Genomic DNA, 18946 nt, shown 5'->3' on the forward strand with positions numbered 1-18946 from the left:
CTTCCCGTGCCAGCAGCCGATGAAGGTACGCAACGGGGTGATGCAGGTGCCGCGCTGGCGCATCATGCCCGACGCCGAGGCCACCCAGAAGAACAGCCAGACCTGGATGTCGGGGACCGCTGGCGGGCCGCTCGGTATCACCGAGGCCATGCTCATTCCCACCCTGCTCCCCACGTACCTGCGCAACAACTGGGGCCGCGACTGGGGCGGACTGCAGCGCTTTACCGAGGTCGACCCCGCACCCCCGGCACAGCTCGAACTCGGCACCGCGCGCCGATCCGGACTCTGGGACCCCGGCCCCATTCGGTCGAGCGGGTACTGACCGCGCGCTCGGCGGGTCGCGGGGTCGGCGGGGCGTCGTCGGCGGGGGCCAGCGCGGCGTCGAAGGACGCGGCGTCGTAGAAACACGTGTTTCTGACAGACGCGCGCAAAGCTTCGCGAGCAGGTGTCAGAAACACGTGTATTTGCGGCTCAGGTCGGGCCGTTCGGTGTGGTGAGGGCATGCTCACCTTGCTTGCGCTCACGCTGTGAGCGCGCATCATGGGTGCTCATGAGCGTCGACGACTCTTCGCACGCAGAGCAACCAGCACACTCGGCGAACGCAGAGCAGCCGGAGAACTCAACGCACGCGGAACCCGCAGCGCACGCAACACACGCGGAACCCGCAACGCAGTCAGAAGGCGCCGCGCATCCGGAGCACGCCCACGCCCACGGTGACGAGCCACACGCGGGGTCGCTCGCGAATCGGCTGAACTGGTTACGGGCGGGCGTGCTCGGGGCCAACGACGGCATCGTCTCGACGGCGGGCATCGTCGTCGGCGTTGCCGCTGCGACCACCGACCGAGCCCCGATCTTCACCGCGGGCATCGCGGGGCTGGCAGCGGGAGCGGTGTCGATGGCGCTCGGCGAATACGTCTCGGTCAGTACCCAGCGCGACACCGAACGCGCACTGCTCGACAAAGAGGCGCGCGAACTGGCCGAACAACCCGAAGCCGAGTTCGAGGAGTTGGTCGGGCTTTACGAGGCCAAGGGACTCACACATTCGACGGCGTGCCAGGTCGCGCGTGAGTTGACCGAGCACGACGCGTTCGACGCGCACGTCGAAGCCGAGCTGGGCATTGACCCGCACGAACTCACCAATCCCTGGCAGGCAGCAATCTCGTCAGCGGTGTCGTTTACGACCGGAGCAGCTTTACCCCTGATCGCGATCCTCGCGCCGCCCGCATCGATCCGGATTCCGGTCACGTTTGTCGTTGTCCTGATCGCACTGGCGATAACCGGAGCACTCGGTGCGATCCTCGGCGGCTCGAAACCGTGGCGACCGATGATTCGCGTCGTAATAGGTGGCGCAATCGCGATGGCCGTGACATTCGGCATCGGTCATCTGGTTGGCCATACCGTTACTTGACAGTCACCGACGACCCCCCGCACGGCACTTGTCGGTGCTCTGGTTTTGACCATCTACCAGCAAGTTCAGGCTTACCTCATAACGATATCGCCCGTTCCGAACACGCGCGCGATCCGATTCCGAACTGGTCACAATTCCATCAACAAAGCACTAGTTTGCATCCCGTAACAAAAAGCGCGGCCTACCGTTGAGTACGTAAATGCAAACCGCAGCGAGCATGTGAAGAAAGCCGCGAGAAACCGCGACAGAACAGGCTTGTACGTCCAGCGAACCGAATTCTGTTGAACCGCTTCCGCAGTAGACCTCCGGTGAGGTCCACTCTCAACATTGGAGCGACGATGAGCGTCCTGGATAACACCTCACACGACCTTACCCACGAGCACCATCTCGACCCGTTCGTCGAGCGAGCAGACACCGGCGACTTCCCCGCGCTACGTGCTGACACCGCTCACAGCGCCGCGCCTGATACAGGCTTCGAGGAGGATCGCGGGTCGACGAATGACACCGTGCCCGCCCCCGATAACCACGAGGAACACAGCACCCTCCTCATCGCTGCGCTACTCCCCATCGGCTGTCTGTGGATCGGCATCACGGTTGACAGCCTCTTCGATTCCCTCGCGCTCACCGCCACCAGCGTCGCAGTGTTTGCTACTCTCACGCTCGGAGTGCTCGTCGCATCAGCACTTCACGACAGCGAATAGCGCGGTCCGACCGCGCCGTAAACGTCGGGGTGACATTGACGCTCCGTCAGAGAGCGTGAGGGATGAGCCAGGGTCTGACCAGTACCAGGGGCGGGGACGCGGCGTCGATCTTCCAGGGTATGGAGTTGAGGCCCCAGTTCAGCCCTGTCTTCGAACTGTCAGGCGGCAATCTCGTCGCCGCGAGTCTCGAGCTCAGCGGTCCCAAGGGCACCAATTTCGACTCGCCACGCGCTCTTCGTCGAACCGCAACGCTCATGGAGCAGCGCACGGCTCTCGATTCGCGGAAATTCGCATTTGCCGACGCCGCTCCGGCCCGGCGCGTCTCCGCGGCCATTCCACTTTTCCTCGCCGTCGACATCGACCTCTACGATCCGCAGCGCACATACTCGGCTGGCGAGACCTTGGCGTTGCTGATCGAACCGCGCAGCGTGCTGCGGCGCCCGCAGTCGCGGCTCGCTCAGGTCGCGCAGGCCCGGCGAGATGGACGACTGATCGCGATCGAGGGAATCACCGCGGATCGTCGAACGGCAACGTTGCTCACGCTCATCGAACCCGACGTCGTGTTGTTGCACCCCGACGTCCTCGCGCCGGTTCCGACACCCGAGACCGCCCACCTGGCACACACGCTCGCCGCACACATCGAGCGCACGGGCGCGATCGTCATCGCGACGGGAGTCGACACAGAGGCGGATCGGCGGATCGCTGAGACCCTCGGCGCCCGATACGGGCTGGGCGCGCTGCACCCGCCCGTCTCGGATGCCGACGACAGGGTGCTCGGCGCGATTTCTCAACTACCGCCCCTGCCCGCCCGCACGACGCCTCCCACCGACGAGAAAACCCCGTACGCCATCGCATCTAAGTCGGGTGCGCCGCGTCCGGCCGACCAGCGACTGCTACTCGAGATGAGTAAAGACCTCGAACGGACCGCGACAGAGGCAAGCGTCGCGGTCGTCCTCGGCACCTTCCAGGACCGACACCACTTCGCATCGTCGACGTCGCAACGCTGGCGCGCGATGTCGGAGAAGGTGGGGCTCGTCGGCGTGTACGGCGAGGGAATCCGCCCCATGAGTGAGGGCAACATCCATTACGCGCCACTGAGTTCCGACGACGCACTCGTCAACGAATGGAACGTCGCCGTGCTCGGAATGCACTTCGCCGCACTGCTTTCCGCGCGTGAGATACACGGACCACGCCCCAGCGGCCGTCGCGAGTTCATGTTTGTGCAGAGCTACGATCGGACGATCGTGACCCAGGCGATTCGAGTGATCTTGTCCCGCTTCAACTGAAGCACTACTTCTTGAGCGTGCGAACTCAGATCGGCATCAGCAGATGCTTACGCGGCGTGCGCATCGTCTGCTTGTCGCGCAACTGCGCCAACGCTTTACGGAGCTGCAGTCGTGTCTGGGCAGGCTCGATGACGGCATCGATGTAGCCGCGCTCCGCGGCGAGGTAGGGCGTGGCCATCATCGTGTTGTAGAAGTCGATGAAGTCGCGTCGCACCTTGTCGGCGTCGTGCGCCGACATCCCCTCGGTCTGCCGACGAGTCAGGACCGCTGCCGCCGACTCCGCGCCCATCACAGCGATTTTCGCCGTCGGCCACGCGAAGTTGAGGTCGGCGCCGAGCTGCTTGGAACCCATCACCGCGTACGCTCCGCCGTACGCTTTGCGCAGCACGACGGTGACCTTCGGGACATCGGCTTCGACGTAGGCGAACAGGAACTTGCCCGAGCGTCGAATGGTGCCCTTCTGCTCTTCCACCAGTCCCGGCAGGATTCCCGGGGTGTCGACGAGGAACACGAGCGGAATACGGAAAGCGTTGCAGATACGCACAAACCGCGTCGCCTTCTCCGACGAATCGGTGTCGAGCGTTCCGGCCATCACGCTCGGCTGGTTGGCGACGACGCCGACGCTATGGCCGTCGACGCGCGCATAACCGGTGAGGATGTTGGGTGCGAACAACTCACCGACCTCGTGGAACGCGCCGTCGTCGAACAGTTTCACGATGATGTCGCGCATGTCGTACGCGGCGTTGTCGCTGTCGGGCATGAAATCGTTGAGAGCCAAGTCGGATTCGGTGATCTCCGGCTCGAGACCCGGATTGACGACCGGCGGCTCTTCGAAGCTGGTCGACGGCATGTACTGCAGGTACTCACGCACCCACTCGAATGCCTGCTTCTCGTCCGGCGCGATGTGGTGAATGTTGCCCCACCGCGCCTGGTTGTGCGCGCTACCGAGGTCTTCTGCCGAAATCTCTTCGCCGGTGGTCTGTTTGATGACGTCGGGACCGGTGACGAACATGTAAGACTTGTCCTCGACCGCGACGAGGATGTCGGTGTTCGCAGGCGTATACACCGCGCCGCCTGCGCACTTTCCGAGGATCACCGAGACCTGCGGTGACAGACCGGAGAGCAGATCGTTTCGACGACCCATCTCGGCGTACCAGGCAAGCGAGGTCACGGCATCCTGGATGCGCGCACCGGCCGAATCGTTGATGCCGACCATCGGGCAACCGATCTTGCCCGCCCACTCCATGAGCGCGGACACCTTGCGGCCGAACATCTCTCCGACGGTGCCGCCGAAAACGGTCTGGTCGTGGCTGAAGGCCGCGACGGGACGGCCGTGCACCAGTCCGTGACCGGTCACGACGCCGTCGCCGTAACCCGTGTGTGCTGCTCCGGGCATCTTGGCGAGCGCACCGATCTCGACGAAGGTCCCGGGATCGAACAGCATGTCGAGACGCTCACGCGGAGAACAGATCCCCTTGCGCTCGCGCTTCTCGATCGCCTTCTCGCCACCGGGTTCGCGTGCCTGCTCCAACCGGACGCGGAGATCGGCGAGTTTGGCTGCGGTGGTGTCGGTCACGTGATCTTCTTCCTCGATGTCGGTACTAGCGGATGTCGGTGCCAGAGCGCCGATTTCGCTTCTCGCGGGGCCTCGATGGCCGTGCTAGTTGGTGGCCTTCGCCTCCACGGCTGCAAGACGCTTCGTCAGATCGGCGCCGATCTTGGCGATGTAAGGCTCGTCGACGATCGACAGGTGATCGCCGCCGATGTGGATGATCTCCAGGTCGTCGACGACCTCGCCCCATCGACCATCCTCGTCGATCTCCGCCCACTGCGGCTCGAGTTCGATTGCGCCGTCGTGCATCTTGTCGGCGCGGTAGAGGATCACCTTGCCGCTGTAGGGCTGCGGCGCGATGTTGGTCAGCGCGCGGTTGTCGACGAAGGACGTGCGCTGGTGCTCGATGATGCCGCCGGGGATCTTGGTGCCCGACATCGAGACCATCTCCATGATGATCGCGAACTGGCCCTCGTCATCGGCGTCGACGAGTCGGTCCATCGGGATCGGGACGTCGGGGTCGAGGTCGTAGTTGCGAATCGCGAAGTCTTTCCAGCGTTCGAGGCGTGCCCGCTTGTTCTCCGGGGTGTCGGGCACGTCGTGACGCGGTCGGACCACGTCGATCAGTCCGACGAACGCGACGTCCTCGCCCTCGTCGCGCAGGACCTTCGCGCAGCCGTACGCGAGTGCGCCGCCGAGCGACCACCCGATCAGTACGTACGGGCCGTGCGGTTGGACCTCACGCAATCGCGGCAGGTACTGCGCGACCCGCTCCTCGATGGTGCCCTCGACACGGTCGAAACCGATGACCGGCTGATCCTCGGGAAGCCGCTTGAGGAGCGCCTCGTACGCCGAGGTGTTGCCACCCGCGGGGTGGAACAGCAAGGCGGGCACCGGATCTCCCGCGCTGGGGTCGTACGACTTCTTGCCTTCCGGCACCAGACGCAGATAACGGATGAACCCGTCGGTGTCTGCCGCGGCGTCGAGGAAGTTGCGGACGTAGTCCGACATCTCCTCGATCGTCTCCGAATCGAGGATGTCCTCGACGTCGATATCACCGCCGGTGCGCTCGTTGAGCTTGTCGGTGAGCTTCTGCGCGACGTCCTCTTCGAGCACGGGCAGCTTGTTGAAGATGCCACCCGCCGACTTGCCCGTGATGACCGCATACACGCCGAACGTCAAGCGCTCTGCGGCATCTCGCGGCGGAACGTCGGAGCCCGCGGCCTCTGCGACGGCCTGCTGGCTCGTCAGATCCGGCGCTGCCGCAGGGGTCGTAGCCCGCTGGTCGGCCTCATCCCGCTGATCGACCCCCGACTGCTGATCGACCCCCGACTGCTGATCGAGCTTGTCGAGATCACCCCGCTGATCGACCCCCGACTGCTGATCGAGCTTGTCGAGATCACCCCGCTGGTCGACCCCCGACCGCTGATCGGTCTCACCCCGCTGATCGACCCCCGACCGCTGATCGAGCTTGTCGAGATCATCCTTCGCGAGCTGCTCGTCGATGTACGAGTTGAGCGCAGCGGTGTCGAGTTCGCCTTCGCCTGCGGCCTTGCCTGCGAGGTCGTCGAGTTGGTCGCGGTGAGTGACCGCGAACGCAACGAACTTCTCGACGTCGGACAGGTTTGCCTGACGCATCGCCTGCAGTTGCAGTTGCGGAATGTCGAATTCGTACTCGACGCGGTTCTTGATGCGCACCGCCATGAGCGAGTCGAGTCCCAGTTCGATCAGCGGGATCTCGCGCGGTAGATCTTCGGGGTCGTAGCCCATCGACTCACCGACGATGATCGCGAGTCGATCACCAACGGACTCACCGGATTCGGGGTCCCACTTGTTGCCGATGTCGTCGACGACCTCGTCCTCGACCGTCAGCGAGGTATCGGTGTAGCCGACCTTCGCCGGATCGATGGCGCCCTCGGCTGTGCCAGCGGTTGACGTCGCAGTGCCGTCGGCAGGTTCCGCGCTGCCACCGGCAGCATCTGACGTGCCCGTGACGACCGCCTCGAACAGGAGGTGGAAGTTCTTGTCCCGCTTGGTGTGCACCGTCACCGACGCACCGCCTGGGTGCGGACTCAGCGTGGTGGTCAACGAGCCCGTCTTCGGGAACTCGCCGTGCGTAGCCGCCGCGCCGACGCGGGCGTCGTCGAATACCTCTGCGGCCGCGGCACGAACCAACTCACGCGGATCGGTCACCGCAGCAGCATTGACCTCCCAGGCGTGGCGGCCATCCGGAAGCGCGACGTGCGAACCGGGAATCCGCCCTGCCGTACCACCACTGGAGATCTGCGCAGTGAGCCAGAACGGCTTGCGGTCGAACCGGGTTCGCGGGATGTCGGCGTAATCGCCTGTGCCGAAAAGCGATCCGACGTCGACGGGATGTCCGTGGACGTACAGCTTCATCAGGGCGTTGACGACGCCGAAGCTCTCGTCCTCCTTGCGGCGCAGCGTCTCGATCAGCTCGGCGTCGTGCAGACCAGCCGAGAACGTCACTGCCGCAACGGAAATCAGCACCGCAGGGTTGGGCGAGAGCTCGAGGAAGGTCCGATGGCCATTCTCCACCGACTTCGAGATCGCCTGGCTGAACCACACGCTGTGGCGCAGCCCCTTGAGGAAGTAGTCGATGGTGTGCACGGGCTCGTGTCCCGCACGGTAGAAGGCCTCGCGATCGACCGAACTGTAGAAGCCCGTCTCGAGACGCTTCGGCTCGATTCCGGTGAGTTCGTACGACAATTCGCCGAGCAGCGGATCCATCTGCGACGTGTGGCTCGCGCCCTTGGTCTGCAGTTTGCGCCCCAGCTTGCCCTCGGCCTCGGCCCGCGCGACGATCGCGTCGACCTGGGGCTCGGGACCACCGATGACGGTGTGCGTCGGTGCCGCGTAGACGCAGATCTCGAGGTCGGGGAAGTCGACGAGGACGTCGTTGATGTCGTCTGCGCTGTATTCGACGAGTGCCATCAGGCGGATGTCATCGCCGGTGAGCGTCGCCTCGCCCTCGCCCATGAGTCGCGAGCGCTGGCAGATCACGCGCGTGGCGTCTTCGAGTGAGAGTCCCCCGCTGATGTATGCGGCCGACGCCTCGCCCATCGAATGCGGTACCAGCACACCGGGTTCGGCGCCGTGGTGACGCAGGAGGTCGGCAAGCGCAACCTGGATGGTGTAGATACCGACCTGCGCGGTCTCGATGCCGTAGGTCTGCTCGTCGTCGACGAACATCTCTGCGATGGAGTACCCGAGTTCGTTCTGCACGTACTCGTCGACGCGGTCGACGTACTTCTTGAAGACCGGGTTCTCGAGGTAGAGCTGCTTGGCCATCTTGCGATGCTGCGACCCGAAGCCCGAGAGCAGCCAGACCGCCGTTGCGGCGTCGGGCGAATCAGCCGAGTACACAAGCGGATTCGCTTTACCCTCCGCGACGGCGCGCACACCCTTGACCGCGTCTTCGTGGGTGCGTGCCATGACGACCGACCGCGAGCGGCCGTGGTTACGGTGTGCGAGCGCGCGTCCGATGTCGCCGAGGGGCGTCGCCGCACCCTCGTCGGATTCGAGCCACTCGAGCAGGTCCGCGGCAGCCTTACGACGCCGCGACGGCAGGAATCCCGAAAGCACCAGCGGCACAACCGATCCCTCGACCGCGCACGGGGCGAAGCCGTCGGCGGGATCGACCTCGACGACCTCGGCGGGCGCGTCGTCCTTCTTCGCCTGCGCGGCCAGGACGGCCCGCTCGGCGTCGGTGAGGAAGTCCTCGTCGTCGTCGGTTTCGACAGGCTCAACCAGCGAGGACGACTCAGCGTCCCCGCTGGTCGAGCTGTCTCCGCTGGTCGAGCTGTCTCCGCTGGTCGAGCTGTCTCCGCTGGTCGAGACCACGCCCGACAGATCGCTCGGGAGCACCTCGCGGACGACGACGTGCGCGTTGGTGCCGCCGAAGCCGAAGCCCGACACACCCGCGACAGCGTGGCCCGAGTAGCGCGGCCAGTCCGTCGGCTCCTCGACCACCTTCAGGTGGCCGGCGTCGAACTGGATGTAGGGGTTGGGGCCGGAGTAGTTGAGCGATGCAGGCAGCTTGTTGTGCTGCATCGCGAGAACCACCTTGGCGAGCGCGCCTGCGCCCGCGGCGGACTCCATGTGCCCGAAGTTCGTCTTGGCAGAGCCGAGGAGCGCCGGCGCATCGGCCTGTCGACCGCGCCCGACGACGCGTCCGAGGGCGTCGGCTTCGATGGGATCGCCGAGCACCGTGCCGGTTCCGTGCGCTTCGATGTAGTCGACGCCGCGCGGATCGACAGCGGCGTCGGTGTACGCCGAGCGCAGCACCTCGACCTGGGCCTCGGGATTCGGAGCGGGCAGACCGTTGGAGCGTCCGTCGGAGTTGACCGCCGAACCCGCGACGACCGCGAGCACGGTGTCGCCGTCGCGTCTGGCGTCGGCAATGCGCTTGAGGACGAAGAGTCCGCCGCCCTCGGCGCGGATCATGCCGTCGGCGTCGGCCGAGAACGCCTTGATGTGACCGTCCTTGGCCTGCGCGCCGATGCTGTCGAAGCCGAGTGTCGCCGCAGGCGTGATGATCATGTTGACGCCACCGGCGAGCGCGACGTCGGATTCACCCGAGCGCAGGCTGCGCACAGCCTGATGCACGGCGACCAGCGACGACGAGCACGCGGTATCCATCGCGACCGACGGACCGTGGAAGTCGAAGAAGTAGGAGACGCGGTTGGCGACGATCGACGTCGACGTTCCGGTGAGCGCGTACGCGGCGGTGTCGTGAGCGCCGTCGTCGAGGCCCATGGCCGCGAGAAGCTGGTAGTCGTTGGTCGACGTGCCGATGAAGACGCCGACCGGCGCGCCCTTGAGGTCGCTGGCCGGGATGTGGGCGTCTTCGAGCGCCTCCCATGCCAGTTCGAGTGCGAGGCGCTGCTGCGGATCGACCATCTCGACCTCGCGCGGACTCATCTGGAAGAAGTCGGCGTCGAAGCTCTTGACGTCGTCGAGGTAGCCGCCCTTGACGTTGGACTCGTCGATGACCTTTGCGAGGCGTGGGTCGGATTTGAACTCGGCCCAGCGGTCGTCGGGAAGGTCGGAGATGCCGTCGCGGCCGGAGATCAGGGCTTCCCAGGTGGAGTCCGGGGTCTGTCCGGCTTTGGGGAAGCGTGTCGAAAGGCCGACGATCGCGATGTCGTCGTCGGCGTTGCGCTCGCGGATCCAGAAGGTCTCGGCGTCGAGGTCGAGGCCCTCGTCGGGGTCGCCCTCGATGATGCGCTTGGCGAGCATCGCGATGGTGGGGTGATTGTAGGCGACCGTCGCGGTCAGTACGACGCCGGTCTTGTCCTCGATGTCGGCCGCAAGCGCCACAGCATCGCGGGACGACAGGCCAAACTCCTCCATCGGGCGGTCGTCGGAGATCTGGTCGGCGGAGATTCCGGTCGACGTCGCGACCCACTCCCGCAGCCAGTCGCGCAGTTCCGAGACCGTCAGTCCGCCGGCGGTCTCGCCGTCGGTGCTCTCGCTGTTGGTGGTCTCGGGATCGGCCGCAGGCTCGATGTTCGGCTCGTTGTTCAGTTCAGACATCGGTCACCAGACTACTTGGCAGCGCAGCCAGGGCTGCGCAGGTTGTGGGCAGAAGTGGTCTCGACAAGCTCGACCAGCGGGATGGCGCGCTCGACCGGCGAGGCGGGGTGGTCTCGACAAGCTCGACCAGCGGAATAGGGCTCGACCAGCGGGGTAGGGCTCGACCGGCGGGTGGTCTCGACAAGCTCGACCAGCGGCGCGGGGCGCTCGACCAGCGGGCGGCGCCGCAGGCGAGGAGCGAAGCGACGCGCCGAGGACCGGCGCACGGTGCCTGCGCGCGCCGCGATGCAGGAGGAGGCGGCATCGGAGCGAAGCGACGACGCCGCCGCCGACGAAGAGCGGCGCTGAAAGCGCAGGCGCCGTGCGCCCAAATCACACCGAATCTGGGAACGCATCCTGCTTGTATCCGCCGCGGAGTCGGCCGTCGACATATGCGGTCTTGGTGGCGCGGCGGGCGATCTTGCCGCTGCTGGTGCGGGGGATCGAACCCGCGGGCACGAGCAGTACGTCGCGGGCCATGACGCCGTGGCGCTGTGCCACCGCGGCGCGGACGGTGTCGGCGATCTCCTGTGGATCGGTCTTCTTGCCCGGTCCGCGCTCGGCCACGATCACCAACTGCTCCGACGCGTCGTCGGCGTCGAATTTCAATCCGCTCGCGGCGTTCTCGAAGACGACGCTCGGCAGCTGATTGGCGGGGACGGCGAAGGCGGCCACGAAGCCGGGACGCAGCGCGGTGCTGGCCTCCTGTGCGCTGAACTCGAGATCCTGCGGGTAGTGGTTGCGGCCGTCGACGATCACGAGGTCCTTGACACGGCCGGTGATGTACAGCTCGCCATCGAGCCACACGCCGTAGTCGCCGGTGCGCATCCACTGGGCGTCAGCGGGTGCGCCGTCGGTATGGCTGCCCTGTTCGAGCGGCGTGTCGATGGTGTTGTGGAACGTCGCATCGCTCTCGTCGGGCTTGTTCCAGTAGCCGGCGCCGATGTTGAGTCCGTGCAGCCAGATCTCGCCGACCTCGCCGTCGGCTTTCTCGACGGCCTTTCCGGTCTCGTCGTATTCGGCGGCGTCGACGATGGTGGCCCACTGGCTCAACGCGACCTGTCCACAGGAGACCTGTGCGACGGCGTTGGGTGCGTGCTGGTCGACGACCTTCATGTGTCCGGCGTTGAGTTCGTCGCGGTCGACGTAGACAACCTTGGCCTCGTTGTTGCGCTGCGTCGCGGAGACGAACAGCGTGGCCTCCGCCATGCCGTAGCAGGGCTTGATCGCGGTCTTGGGCAGTCCGTACGGACCGAATGCGTCGTTGAACTTCTTCATCGAGCTGACGGTGACGGGCTCGGAGCCGTTGATCAGTCCGATCACGTTCGACAGGTCGAGGTGTTCGCCGTCCTTGGGCAGACCGCGTGCTGCGGCGTGCTCGTAGGCGAAGTTCGGGGCTGCCGCGTATGTCTCGGCGCCGTCGCTGGCCGCCGCGAGTTCTTTGATCCAGCGTCCCGGCCTGCGGACGAATGCCTGCGGGCTCATGATCGTGATGTAGCGGCCGCCGAGCGCCGGGAGGATCACCGTGAGCAGGCCCATGTCGTGGAACATCGGCAGCCAGGTGACGCCGCGCGCGTTGCGATCGATCTCGATGCAGTCGTAGATCTGCAGGCAGTTGGCTGCGACGGCCTCGTAGGTGATCTCCACGCCTGCGGGCACGCGGGTCGAGCCGGAGGTGTACTGGAGGTATGCGACTGTGTCGCGGTTGTGGTCCTTGCCCGCGACCGGGGCCACCCAGCTCGATCCGACCGAGTCGGGGACGGCGTCGACGGCGATCACGCGGGGACGTTCCTTCGCGGGCACTCCCGCGAAGAAGTCGCGCACGGCCTCGGCCGACTTGGTGGAGGTGAGGATTGCCGTCGGCTTGCAGTCGGCGAGCACCGCGGTCAGGCGGTCGGTGTGGCCGGGCTCGTCGGGGCTGAAGAGCGGCACGGCGATGTTGCTCGCGTAGAGCGCGGAGAAGAAGCCGATCACGTACTCCACCGATTGCGGAGCAAGAATCGCAACACGATCACCGGGCTTGGTGACCTGCTGCAGCCGGGCGGCGACCGCGCGCAGCCGCTTGCCGAACTGCGCCCAGGTCAGGTCTTGCGCCTCCCCATCGCGTTCGCGGCTGTAGTCGATGAAGCGGTACGCCAGCGTGTCAGCCTGATCGCGCACGTTCCGCTCGACGTAGTCGACCAGCGTCGCGTCCTCGTTGAAATGCAGGTTGCCGCTCTCATCGAGGAACTGCTCAAATTCTGTGTTCAGCATCCATTACTCCTGTGGCCCCCTCGTGGGACGCCACGTCCGTGCGCCTCGTCGGCGCGGTGTCGTGGCACTCCCCGCAGGTACCACGTCTTTTGGGCGTCGCGTCCGCATCTATAACGCGTGACACGGTAGCCCACACTCGGCTACTCACCCGAATTCTTGGCTTTTGGTGGATTGCACCTTTACGACGTCGGAATTCCGACACATCCCGAGCGTCATTCGCAGGCGAATTCACGTCAGCCCATTCCGACGAATGCGAAATGGGCCGTCGATGATGTTACTCCCCCTTCAATTGTGAAAGCACAGGCGCAAACGCATCCATCTGAGTGGGGAAGACGCCCACGTACGACATCGTCGTGCGTCGACGCACCTCGCGGATCTGGTCGGCGATCTCCTCGAACGATCCGATCGCGATATAGGGCGACGTCAACACGTCGTCGACGGTGAACTCGGTGTCGTGGGCAATGTTAGGCGGGTACCCCTGCGCAAGCGCCTTGAGTGCCATTTCCGCAGTGGCCTCGCGGTCGTCGGTGATGACGATGACCGCGATGGTCCAGTTGAGCTCGATGTCGGCGAACCGGTCGCCCGCGACCTCGCGGATGCGGTCGACGCGCGCCGCCGTCCTCTCGATGGTCATGTCCGACAGCTTCATCGTGCCGTCGGGCGTGGTGCCCGGAGCGACGGAGATGATGTCGGCGTGCTTGGCGGCCAGGGCGAGCATCTTCGGTCCACCGCCGCCGACTGCGATCGGCGGTCGCGGTCCCTGACGAGGCCGAGGACTGCCCTCCAGGCCGTGGATCTGATAGAACTCGCCGTCGAAGTCGACGGTCTCGCCGCGCATCAGCTTGTCCAGGATGGTCAGCGATTCGTCGAGCTTCCTGATGCGCACACCCGGCGACTCGAACTCGATCCCCGCCTTGTCGAACTCTTCCTTCATCCATCCCGCGCCGATGCCGAGCTCGAGTCGGCCCTTGCTCAGGACGTCGATCGTGTTGGCCTCCTTGGCCAGGATCGCCGGATGACGGAAGCCGTTGGCGAGCACAGAGGTTCCGAGACGGATGGTGCTCGTCGCCTGGCTGAGCGCGCCGAGGGCTGCGAGCGGTCCGACCTGATTGCCCAGGTGGTCGGGTACCGCGAACGTGTCGTAGCCGTACTCTTCCGCGGTCTGCGCCAGCTTCACGAACTTGCGGGCTCCGCCCTCGTCCTTGTTGCCCTCGCCGCCGGCTCCGAACCGGAACTTGCGCAGTTCACCGGGGTCACTCATCGTCGCCTGCTTCTCCTCACGCATCACTGCGGTTACCGGTCGCGTTGCCGGTTGGTCTGGTGGGCGTATATGCCCGACCGTCCAAAGGTAATGCAGGTCGACGGCGCTGCCCAAACACGGCTCGACGGGACATACGACCTAGTCGAGCGCGGGCATGACTGCGAACGGCACGATCCGACGCCGCGTGACGGGCGCGACGTCGGAGATACGTCAGTTGTGTGCGGGACGCGGGGCGTCGGCGATCACTTGATTCGACCAGCCGTACATCCATTGCGTGGCGCTGACGCCGTCGAGCTGCCAGTAGCGCTTGGTCGCGTACATGGCGTGAACGGGATTGTTGATCGCGCCCGCGAGCTGACCGACCGCAGCGACCGGATTGGCGACGGTCGGCGAATCGCAGATGAGATCGCCTGGCGCACAAATAGATTGGACGCGGTCTCGGAGATCGCCGAAGCCACCGCTTCGTGGTCCGGTCATCGTGATCCCCGGCACGAGCTTGCCTATCCCGCTGAGCGCGACCTCGGCACCGACACCGTCGGGTGCGGGGCCGATGTCGTTCTGCTGCCCCTTCTCGCGTCGGCCGTCGGCGATGAGCCCGACGCCGAGCACCAGATCCTGATCCGACGCAGCGATCGGGCCGCGACCGTTGCCGATATTGCTCGCGAGGTCGCCTCCGATGACCGCACCCTGCGAGAAGCCCATGATCACGTAGCGCGTCAGCGGACACTTCTTGTTGGTGTCACGCAGTTTTGCCGCCGCGCGGTTGTAGCCCTGCTGTCGGGACACGTTGTAGTCGACCTGACGGTCGTTGAGATTGGTCGGGTTACGGAATTGCGCGATGTAGGGAACGGTGTAGACCTCGGTGCGCGAGGTCGGGTACTCGTTCTGCAGCGCCGTGGACACCCGTCGCATCAGCGACGCCTTGTTGGCCGTCGGATTCATCGGGTCGTCGTCGGCCGACGATTCCCACGTACCCGGTATGACCAGTGTCAACACGTCCGGACAGTCGGCGGATTGTGCCTCCGGACGTCCGGGCGACGGTGGAGCGCTGGTCGACGGCCCCTCGCCGCCGGGAATACTCGGCGGTCCGGGTTTGAGCAGAGTGATCACCAAGATCACGATCAACACGATCGCGATGACGGCGAGAAGGGCTAGGAGCAGTGCAATACGACCGAGTCGACGACCCTTACGTCGACCGGTGGCACCTCGCTTGGCCGTCACCTAGCAGTAATTGTCACGTGCGGCTTTGATGACCTTGTCCGCCTTCGAGTTCGCCTCTGCGACGTTCTTCGAACTCGGGCCGATCATCGCGGTCACGAAAGCCTTCACGGTCGTCGGATCGGCTCCCTTGGACTGCTGCGCACAGACGTACTCGGCGCTGTTGAGCGCGACGGAGTTGTCGGAGTCGCCTGCGAAGCTGATGTTCTGGTCCTTGAGCGCCTGCAGGTACTTCTTGCCCTTGTTGCTCACCGGCTCGCCGCCGGGGCCGGGAAAGTTCTCAGGCACCTTGGTGCCGCTGTTCGGTGCGGTCGCGGGCAGCGTCGTCGAACCCGACACCTTGGTGCCGTCCGACGCGGCTTTCGACGACTCGGTCTCTGATTCCGACGACTTCGCGGCCGACGACGACGGAGACGAGTACATCGACGTCGTCGTGACGGGGTCACTCGTGATCGGAGCACTTGCTGTCGAGTCGTCCGAGCACGCGGTCAATCCGCCTGCCAGAGCGAGTCCGGCCACCATCACACCCAACCCGAAGAACTTCCTCATCATCACTTCCTCATCACAACCCGACCGGTCGTTGTCGGCACCGTGCCAGGCTACTCCGAACGCAAGACGTCACAGACCACCACAACGACGTCACCTGCGAAAACGCCGCGATTCCTCAGCGAGATCTCAGCGCACCCACACCCGGCGCCGAGGCTGTGCCGATCAATCGAACACACTCGGCACCGGGTGAGGCTGCGTGCGGTCATTTACCGATGACCGTTCCGCCGTTGGCGGTCCAGGAGATCTTGCCGCGCTCGAACGTGTTGAAGCGTCCCTTGCCGTCCCTGGTTGGCAGTTCGTCACTGGTCGGCAGACCCAGTTTGCCGCCGGGACCACCGATCGAGGCGTATGCCCCACCGATCGCGCCCGCGACCTCCTTGGGCCCCTTGGGACCCGTGATCACGCGACCCTTGTAGAAGTCCTGTGCGCGTCCACCCGGTACCGCGTACTCGGGTGTGAGGCAACCGCCCAGTTTGTTGGCGTCGGCGACCTTCTTGAACGCCGCCGACGCACGGCACGCGACCTTGTCTCCGCCGAGTCCGAGCGCCGCCGCAGCCTGCGGCCACGCCTGCGCCATCTCGAACTCCCAGTAGGCCCAGGTGTGGGTTCCGGACGGTCGGTACACCGCCTGCCCCGGGATGCCGAGCTGGTTGAGCTTGATCGCGAACTGTTGCGACGTGACACGGCTGAGCAGTTCCAGGCCGACGCCCGAGTAGTTCGTGGCGAGCAGCGGGATATCCGACGGCTTGTCGTGTGGTCCGACGAGTCCGTTGCCCGACGAGACGTAGAGGCTCGTTCCGCGAAGCTTGTCGGCGATCAGGAACGGGTCGTGTTCCTTCCATGCCGGATCGCTCGGCGGTCCGAACATGTTCATCGAGTTGTAGCCACCGCCATCGCGCTGAGCGAACTGGATTGCCTGCGGCATACCCGTCGACGTCAACTGCAGAATGCCCGAGAACGACGCCGCGAACTTGTAGAAGCCCGGATTGCGCGCGGCCAGCATCATCGCACCGGTGCCACCCATGGAGAGGCCTTCGATGCCGCGGACGTCCGTCGAACGCCAGTCGCCTTCGATGATCGGGGGCAACTCGTGGATGAGGAACGTCTCCCACTTGTAGGTCTTGCCGCGGTCGGGCTGCTTCCAGTCGGTGTAGAAGCTCGACTCACCGCCGATCGGCAGGACGACGTTGACGTTCTTGTCCTTGTAGAAGTCGACGATGTTGGTGTTCAGGACCCACCCGCTCTGGTCGTCCTGCGCACGCAGGCCGTCGAGCATCGTCAGTTGCGGGAACTTGGCGTCCGGGCGGGCCCACCAGTCGCGCGCCAGCAGGATCTGCACCTGGATGTCGGTGTTCATCGCGGGCGAGTGCACCCACAGCGCGACGCGGCGGTCGGTGTACCAGAACACCTTCGTGACGCGTGCGGGCTGCGCGGGCGCCGCTGCAGGCTGCGCGGGCGCTGCCTGCTCAGCAGGCGCCGCCGGTTGGGCCGGAGCCGCCGGTTGAGCCGGAGCCGGCTGGGCCGGAGCTACCGGTTGGGCCGGAGGTGCGGCGGGCGGATCGGCGGGCGCAGATGCCTGGCCCGCCATCGTCATACCGACCGCCACGGCGATCGTCGCCGACACCGTGGCTGCGAGACGCGTGATCCGACGTCCTCGTCGCCACCCCTGCTCGTTCGTCACCCGATCCCCCTTCGCGCGATCAGCGCGTACCGCTCGACGCATTCGATTCCCACTCCTTCGCACCGGTGGGGCGGAACTCCGCTGTGTACGCGTCTGCGCACACCTCAGAAATCACACACATCCCACTAGCCACATTTTGCCTCAGGTGTTTCTTACCCTGTCCCGACGATGAATCCACGCGCGACGCGCTGAGGCGGATGAGATTTCTGTGACTTGTGATGCAGATGGGGTCAGCCAGCGTGGCGCTTTCGAGGTCGGCCACAAACGACGCGACCCCGACCGGGAGTCCCGGTCGGGGTCGCGTACGAGTAGAGCATTACTGATCAGATCAGCGGAAGAAGCCTCGCTGGTAGGCGCTCCACACCATGTCCTGCCAGTAGCCCCACGCGTGGGTGCCATTGGCGTCGTAGGTCATCAGGTTGATGCCCTGCGTGAAGGCTGCGACCTCGAATGCCTTGCGCTGTGCCAGCGCCAGCACCTCGAGCGTCGAACCCTTGAACAGGTCGTCGAAGACGTTCGGCAGCGCGTTGTAGCGGCCGAAGAGTCCGTTACCCGATCCGGTGAAGACCTTGAGGTGATGCATGCGGTTGATCAGCATGAACGGGTCGTTGTCGTACCAACGCTGATCCCACGGGGGACCCCACATGGCGTCGACGTTCCACGGCTTGGGATCGACGTCGAGCATGGCCAGTCGAAGCATGGTGTGCATGCCCGGCGCGCTCAGGAAGTCGTAGCCCGAGAGCGAGCCTGCCGCGTAGTAGAGATCGGGGCGCTTGGCCGCGAGAACCAGAGCCGCGTTACCACCGGACGAGATGCCCATGATGGCGTACTTGCCACCCTTGCCCTTGAAGCCCTTCTGACGCAGAGCCGGCGCGAGGCGGTTCTGGATCACGCACTCCCACATGTAACGACGCTGCTGGCCGTTGAAGTTGCTGGGTGCGTTCCAGTCAGTGTAGAAGCTGGCAGGCCCGCCGATCGGCTCGACGACGTTGACGCCGCGGTTGACCAGTTCCTGGACGTTGGTGTTGATCTCCCAGCCCGAGAAGTCGTACTGGGCGCGCATGCCGTCGAGAAGGATCACGGTGCGGGTATTGCCCGGCTTGAACCAGGAGCGCACCTTGACCTTGCCCGGAGCCATCGACTTGTTGCCGAACGCGCCGTTGGTCGGCATGCCGCAGGCATCGATCCACCACTCGCTCTTGCCCGCTGGGGTCCCGTTGATACGTGCATCTGCCGTACCGGCGCCCGTGATGACCGACGCTAGACCCGCGATCGTCATCAGTGCGACTGTCACCGCAACCAACCGGCTGCGCAACCGGAACCCACCACGCTTACCGGGTGTCATCGCTCCTGACCTCACCGCTACTCCCATCGACCAAACTCTCCTCTGTTACCAGTCCCCATGCGCCCCACAGGACACACCAGGCACCAGATCGTTA

The 18946-nt window shown here is 65.3% G+C and carries 12 protein-coding genes; 4 read left to right on the forward strand and 8 right to left on the reverse strand.

Annotated elements, in window-relative coordinates:
- The 4 genes from B3T59_RS04635 to B3T59_RS04650 all read left to right on the forward strand — a co-directional run.
- The coding region (locus tag B3T59_RS04635) for an arabinosyltransferase C-terminal domain-containing protein (protein ID WP_287001589.1) at positions 1–322 on the forward strand (322 nt) is incomplete at its 5' end.
- Between the two features lie 222 nt (positions 323–544).
- Positions 545–1408 (forward strand): VIT1/CCC1 transporter family protein, encoded by an 864-nt coding sequence (locus tag B3T59_RS04640; RefSeq protein ID WP_287001618.1) that lies wholly within the window; start codon positions 545–547, stop codon positions 1406–1408.
- 338 nt (positions 1409–1746) lie between these two features.
- Positions 1747–2109 carry a hypothetical protein gene (locus B3T59_RS04645; RefSeq protein ID WP_287001590.1) on the forward strand — a complete coding sequence of 121 codons (363 nt, stop codon included), beginning with the start codon at positions 1747–1749 and terminating at the stop codon, positions 2107–2109.
- A 62-nt stretch (positions 2110–2171) separates the two neighbouring features.
- Positions 2172–3395 (forward strand): DICT sensory domain-containing protein, encoded by a 1224-nt coding sequence (locus B3T59_RS04650; RefSeq protein ID WP_287001591.1) that lies wholly within the window; start codon positions 2172–2174, stop codon positions 3393–3395.
- A gap of 25 nt (positions 3396–3420) precedes the next feature.
- On the opposite strand, the gene B3T59_RS04655 is transcribed toward B3T59_RS04650, so the two are convergent.
- From B3T59_RS04655 to B3T59_RS04690, 8 genes are all read right to left on the reverse strand, one after another.
- Positions 3421–4971 (reverse strand): acyl-CoA carboxylase subunit beta, encoded by a 1551-nt coding sequence (locus B3T59_RS04655; protein ID WP_005208211.1) that lies wholly within the window; start codon positions 4969–4971, stop codon positions 3421–3423.
- An 84-nt stretch (positions 4972–5055) separates the two neighbouring features.
- The gene (gene pks13, locus B3T59_RS04660) at positions 5056–10506 is read right to left on the reverse strand and encodes a polyketide synthase Pks13 (RefSeq protein ID WP_287001592.1); all 5451 of its coding nucleotides are present in this window, start codon (positions 10504–10506) and stop codon (positions 5056–5058) included.
- Between the two features lie 372 nt (positions 10507–10878).
- A complete protein-coding gene (fadD32, locus tag B3T59_RS04665; RefSeq protein WP_287001593.1) occupies positions 10879–12798 on the reverse strand; it encodes a long-chain-fatty-acid--AMP ligase FadD32 in 1920 nt (639 codons plus the stop codon).
- A 274-nt stretch (positions 12799–13072) separates the two neighbouring features.
- On the reverse strand, positions 13073–14059 hold the full coding sequence (locus B3T59_RS04670) for an LLM class F420-dependent oxidoreductase (RefSeq protein WP_287001594.1): 987 nt from the start codon (positions 14057–14059) through the stop codon (positions 13073–13075).
- A 210-nt stretch (positions 14060–14269) separates the two neighbouring features.
- Positions 14270–15280, reverse strand: coding sequence for a cutinase family protein (locus B3T59_RS04675; protein WP_287001595.1), 1011 nt, complete (start codon positions 15278–15280; stop codon positions 14270–14272).
- Entirely contained in the window at positions 15281–15826 is a 546-nt protein-coding gene (locus tag B3T59_RS04680) for a DUF732 domain-containing protein (RefSeq protein WP_270485310.1), read from the reverse strand.
- Between the two features lie 202 nt (positions 15827–16028).
- Positions 16029–17549 carry an alpha/beta hydrolase-fold protein gene (locus B3T59_RS04685; protein WP_376782660.1) on the reverse strand — a complete coding sequence of 507 codons (1521 nt, stop codon included), beginning with the start codon at positions 17547–17549 and terminating at the stop codon, positions 16029–16031.
- Between the two features lie 286 nt (positions 17550–17835).
- Entirely contained in the window at positions 17836–18852 is a 1017-nt protein-coding gene (locus B3T59_RS04690; protein WP_287001596.1) for an alpha/beta hydrolase, read from the reverse strand.
- Positions 18853–18946 lie beyond the last annotated feature (94 nt).

Source organism: Gordonia sp. UBA7860 (genome assembly GCF_002500165.1).
In the GTDB taxonomy this organism is placed as follows: domain Bacteria; phylum Actinomycetota; class Actinomycetes; order Mycobacteriales; family Mycobacteriaceae; genus Gordonia; species Gordonia sputi.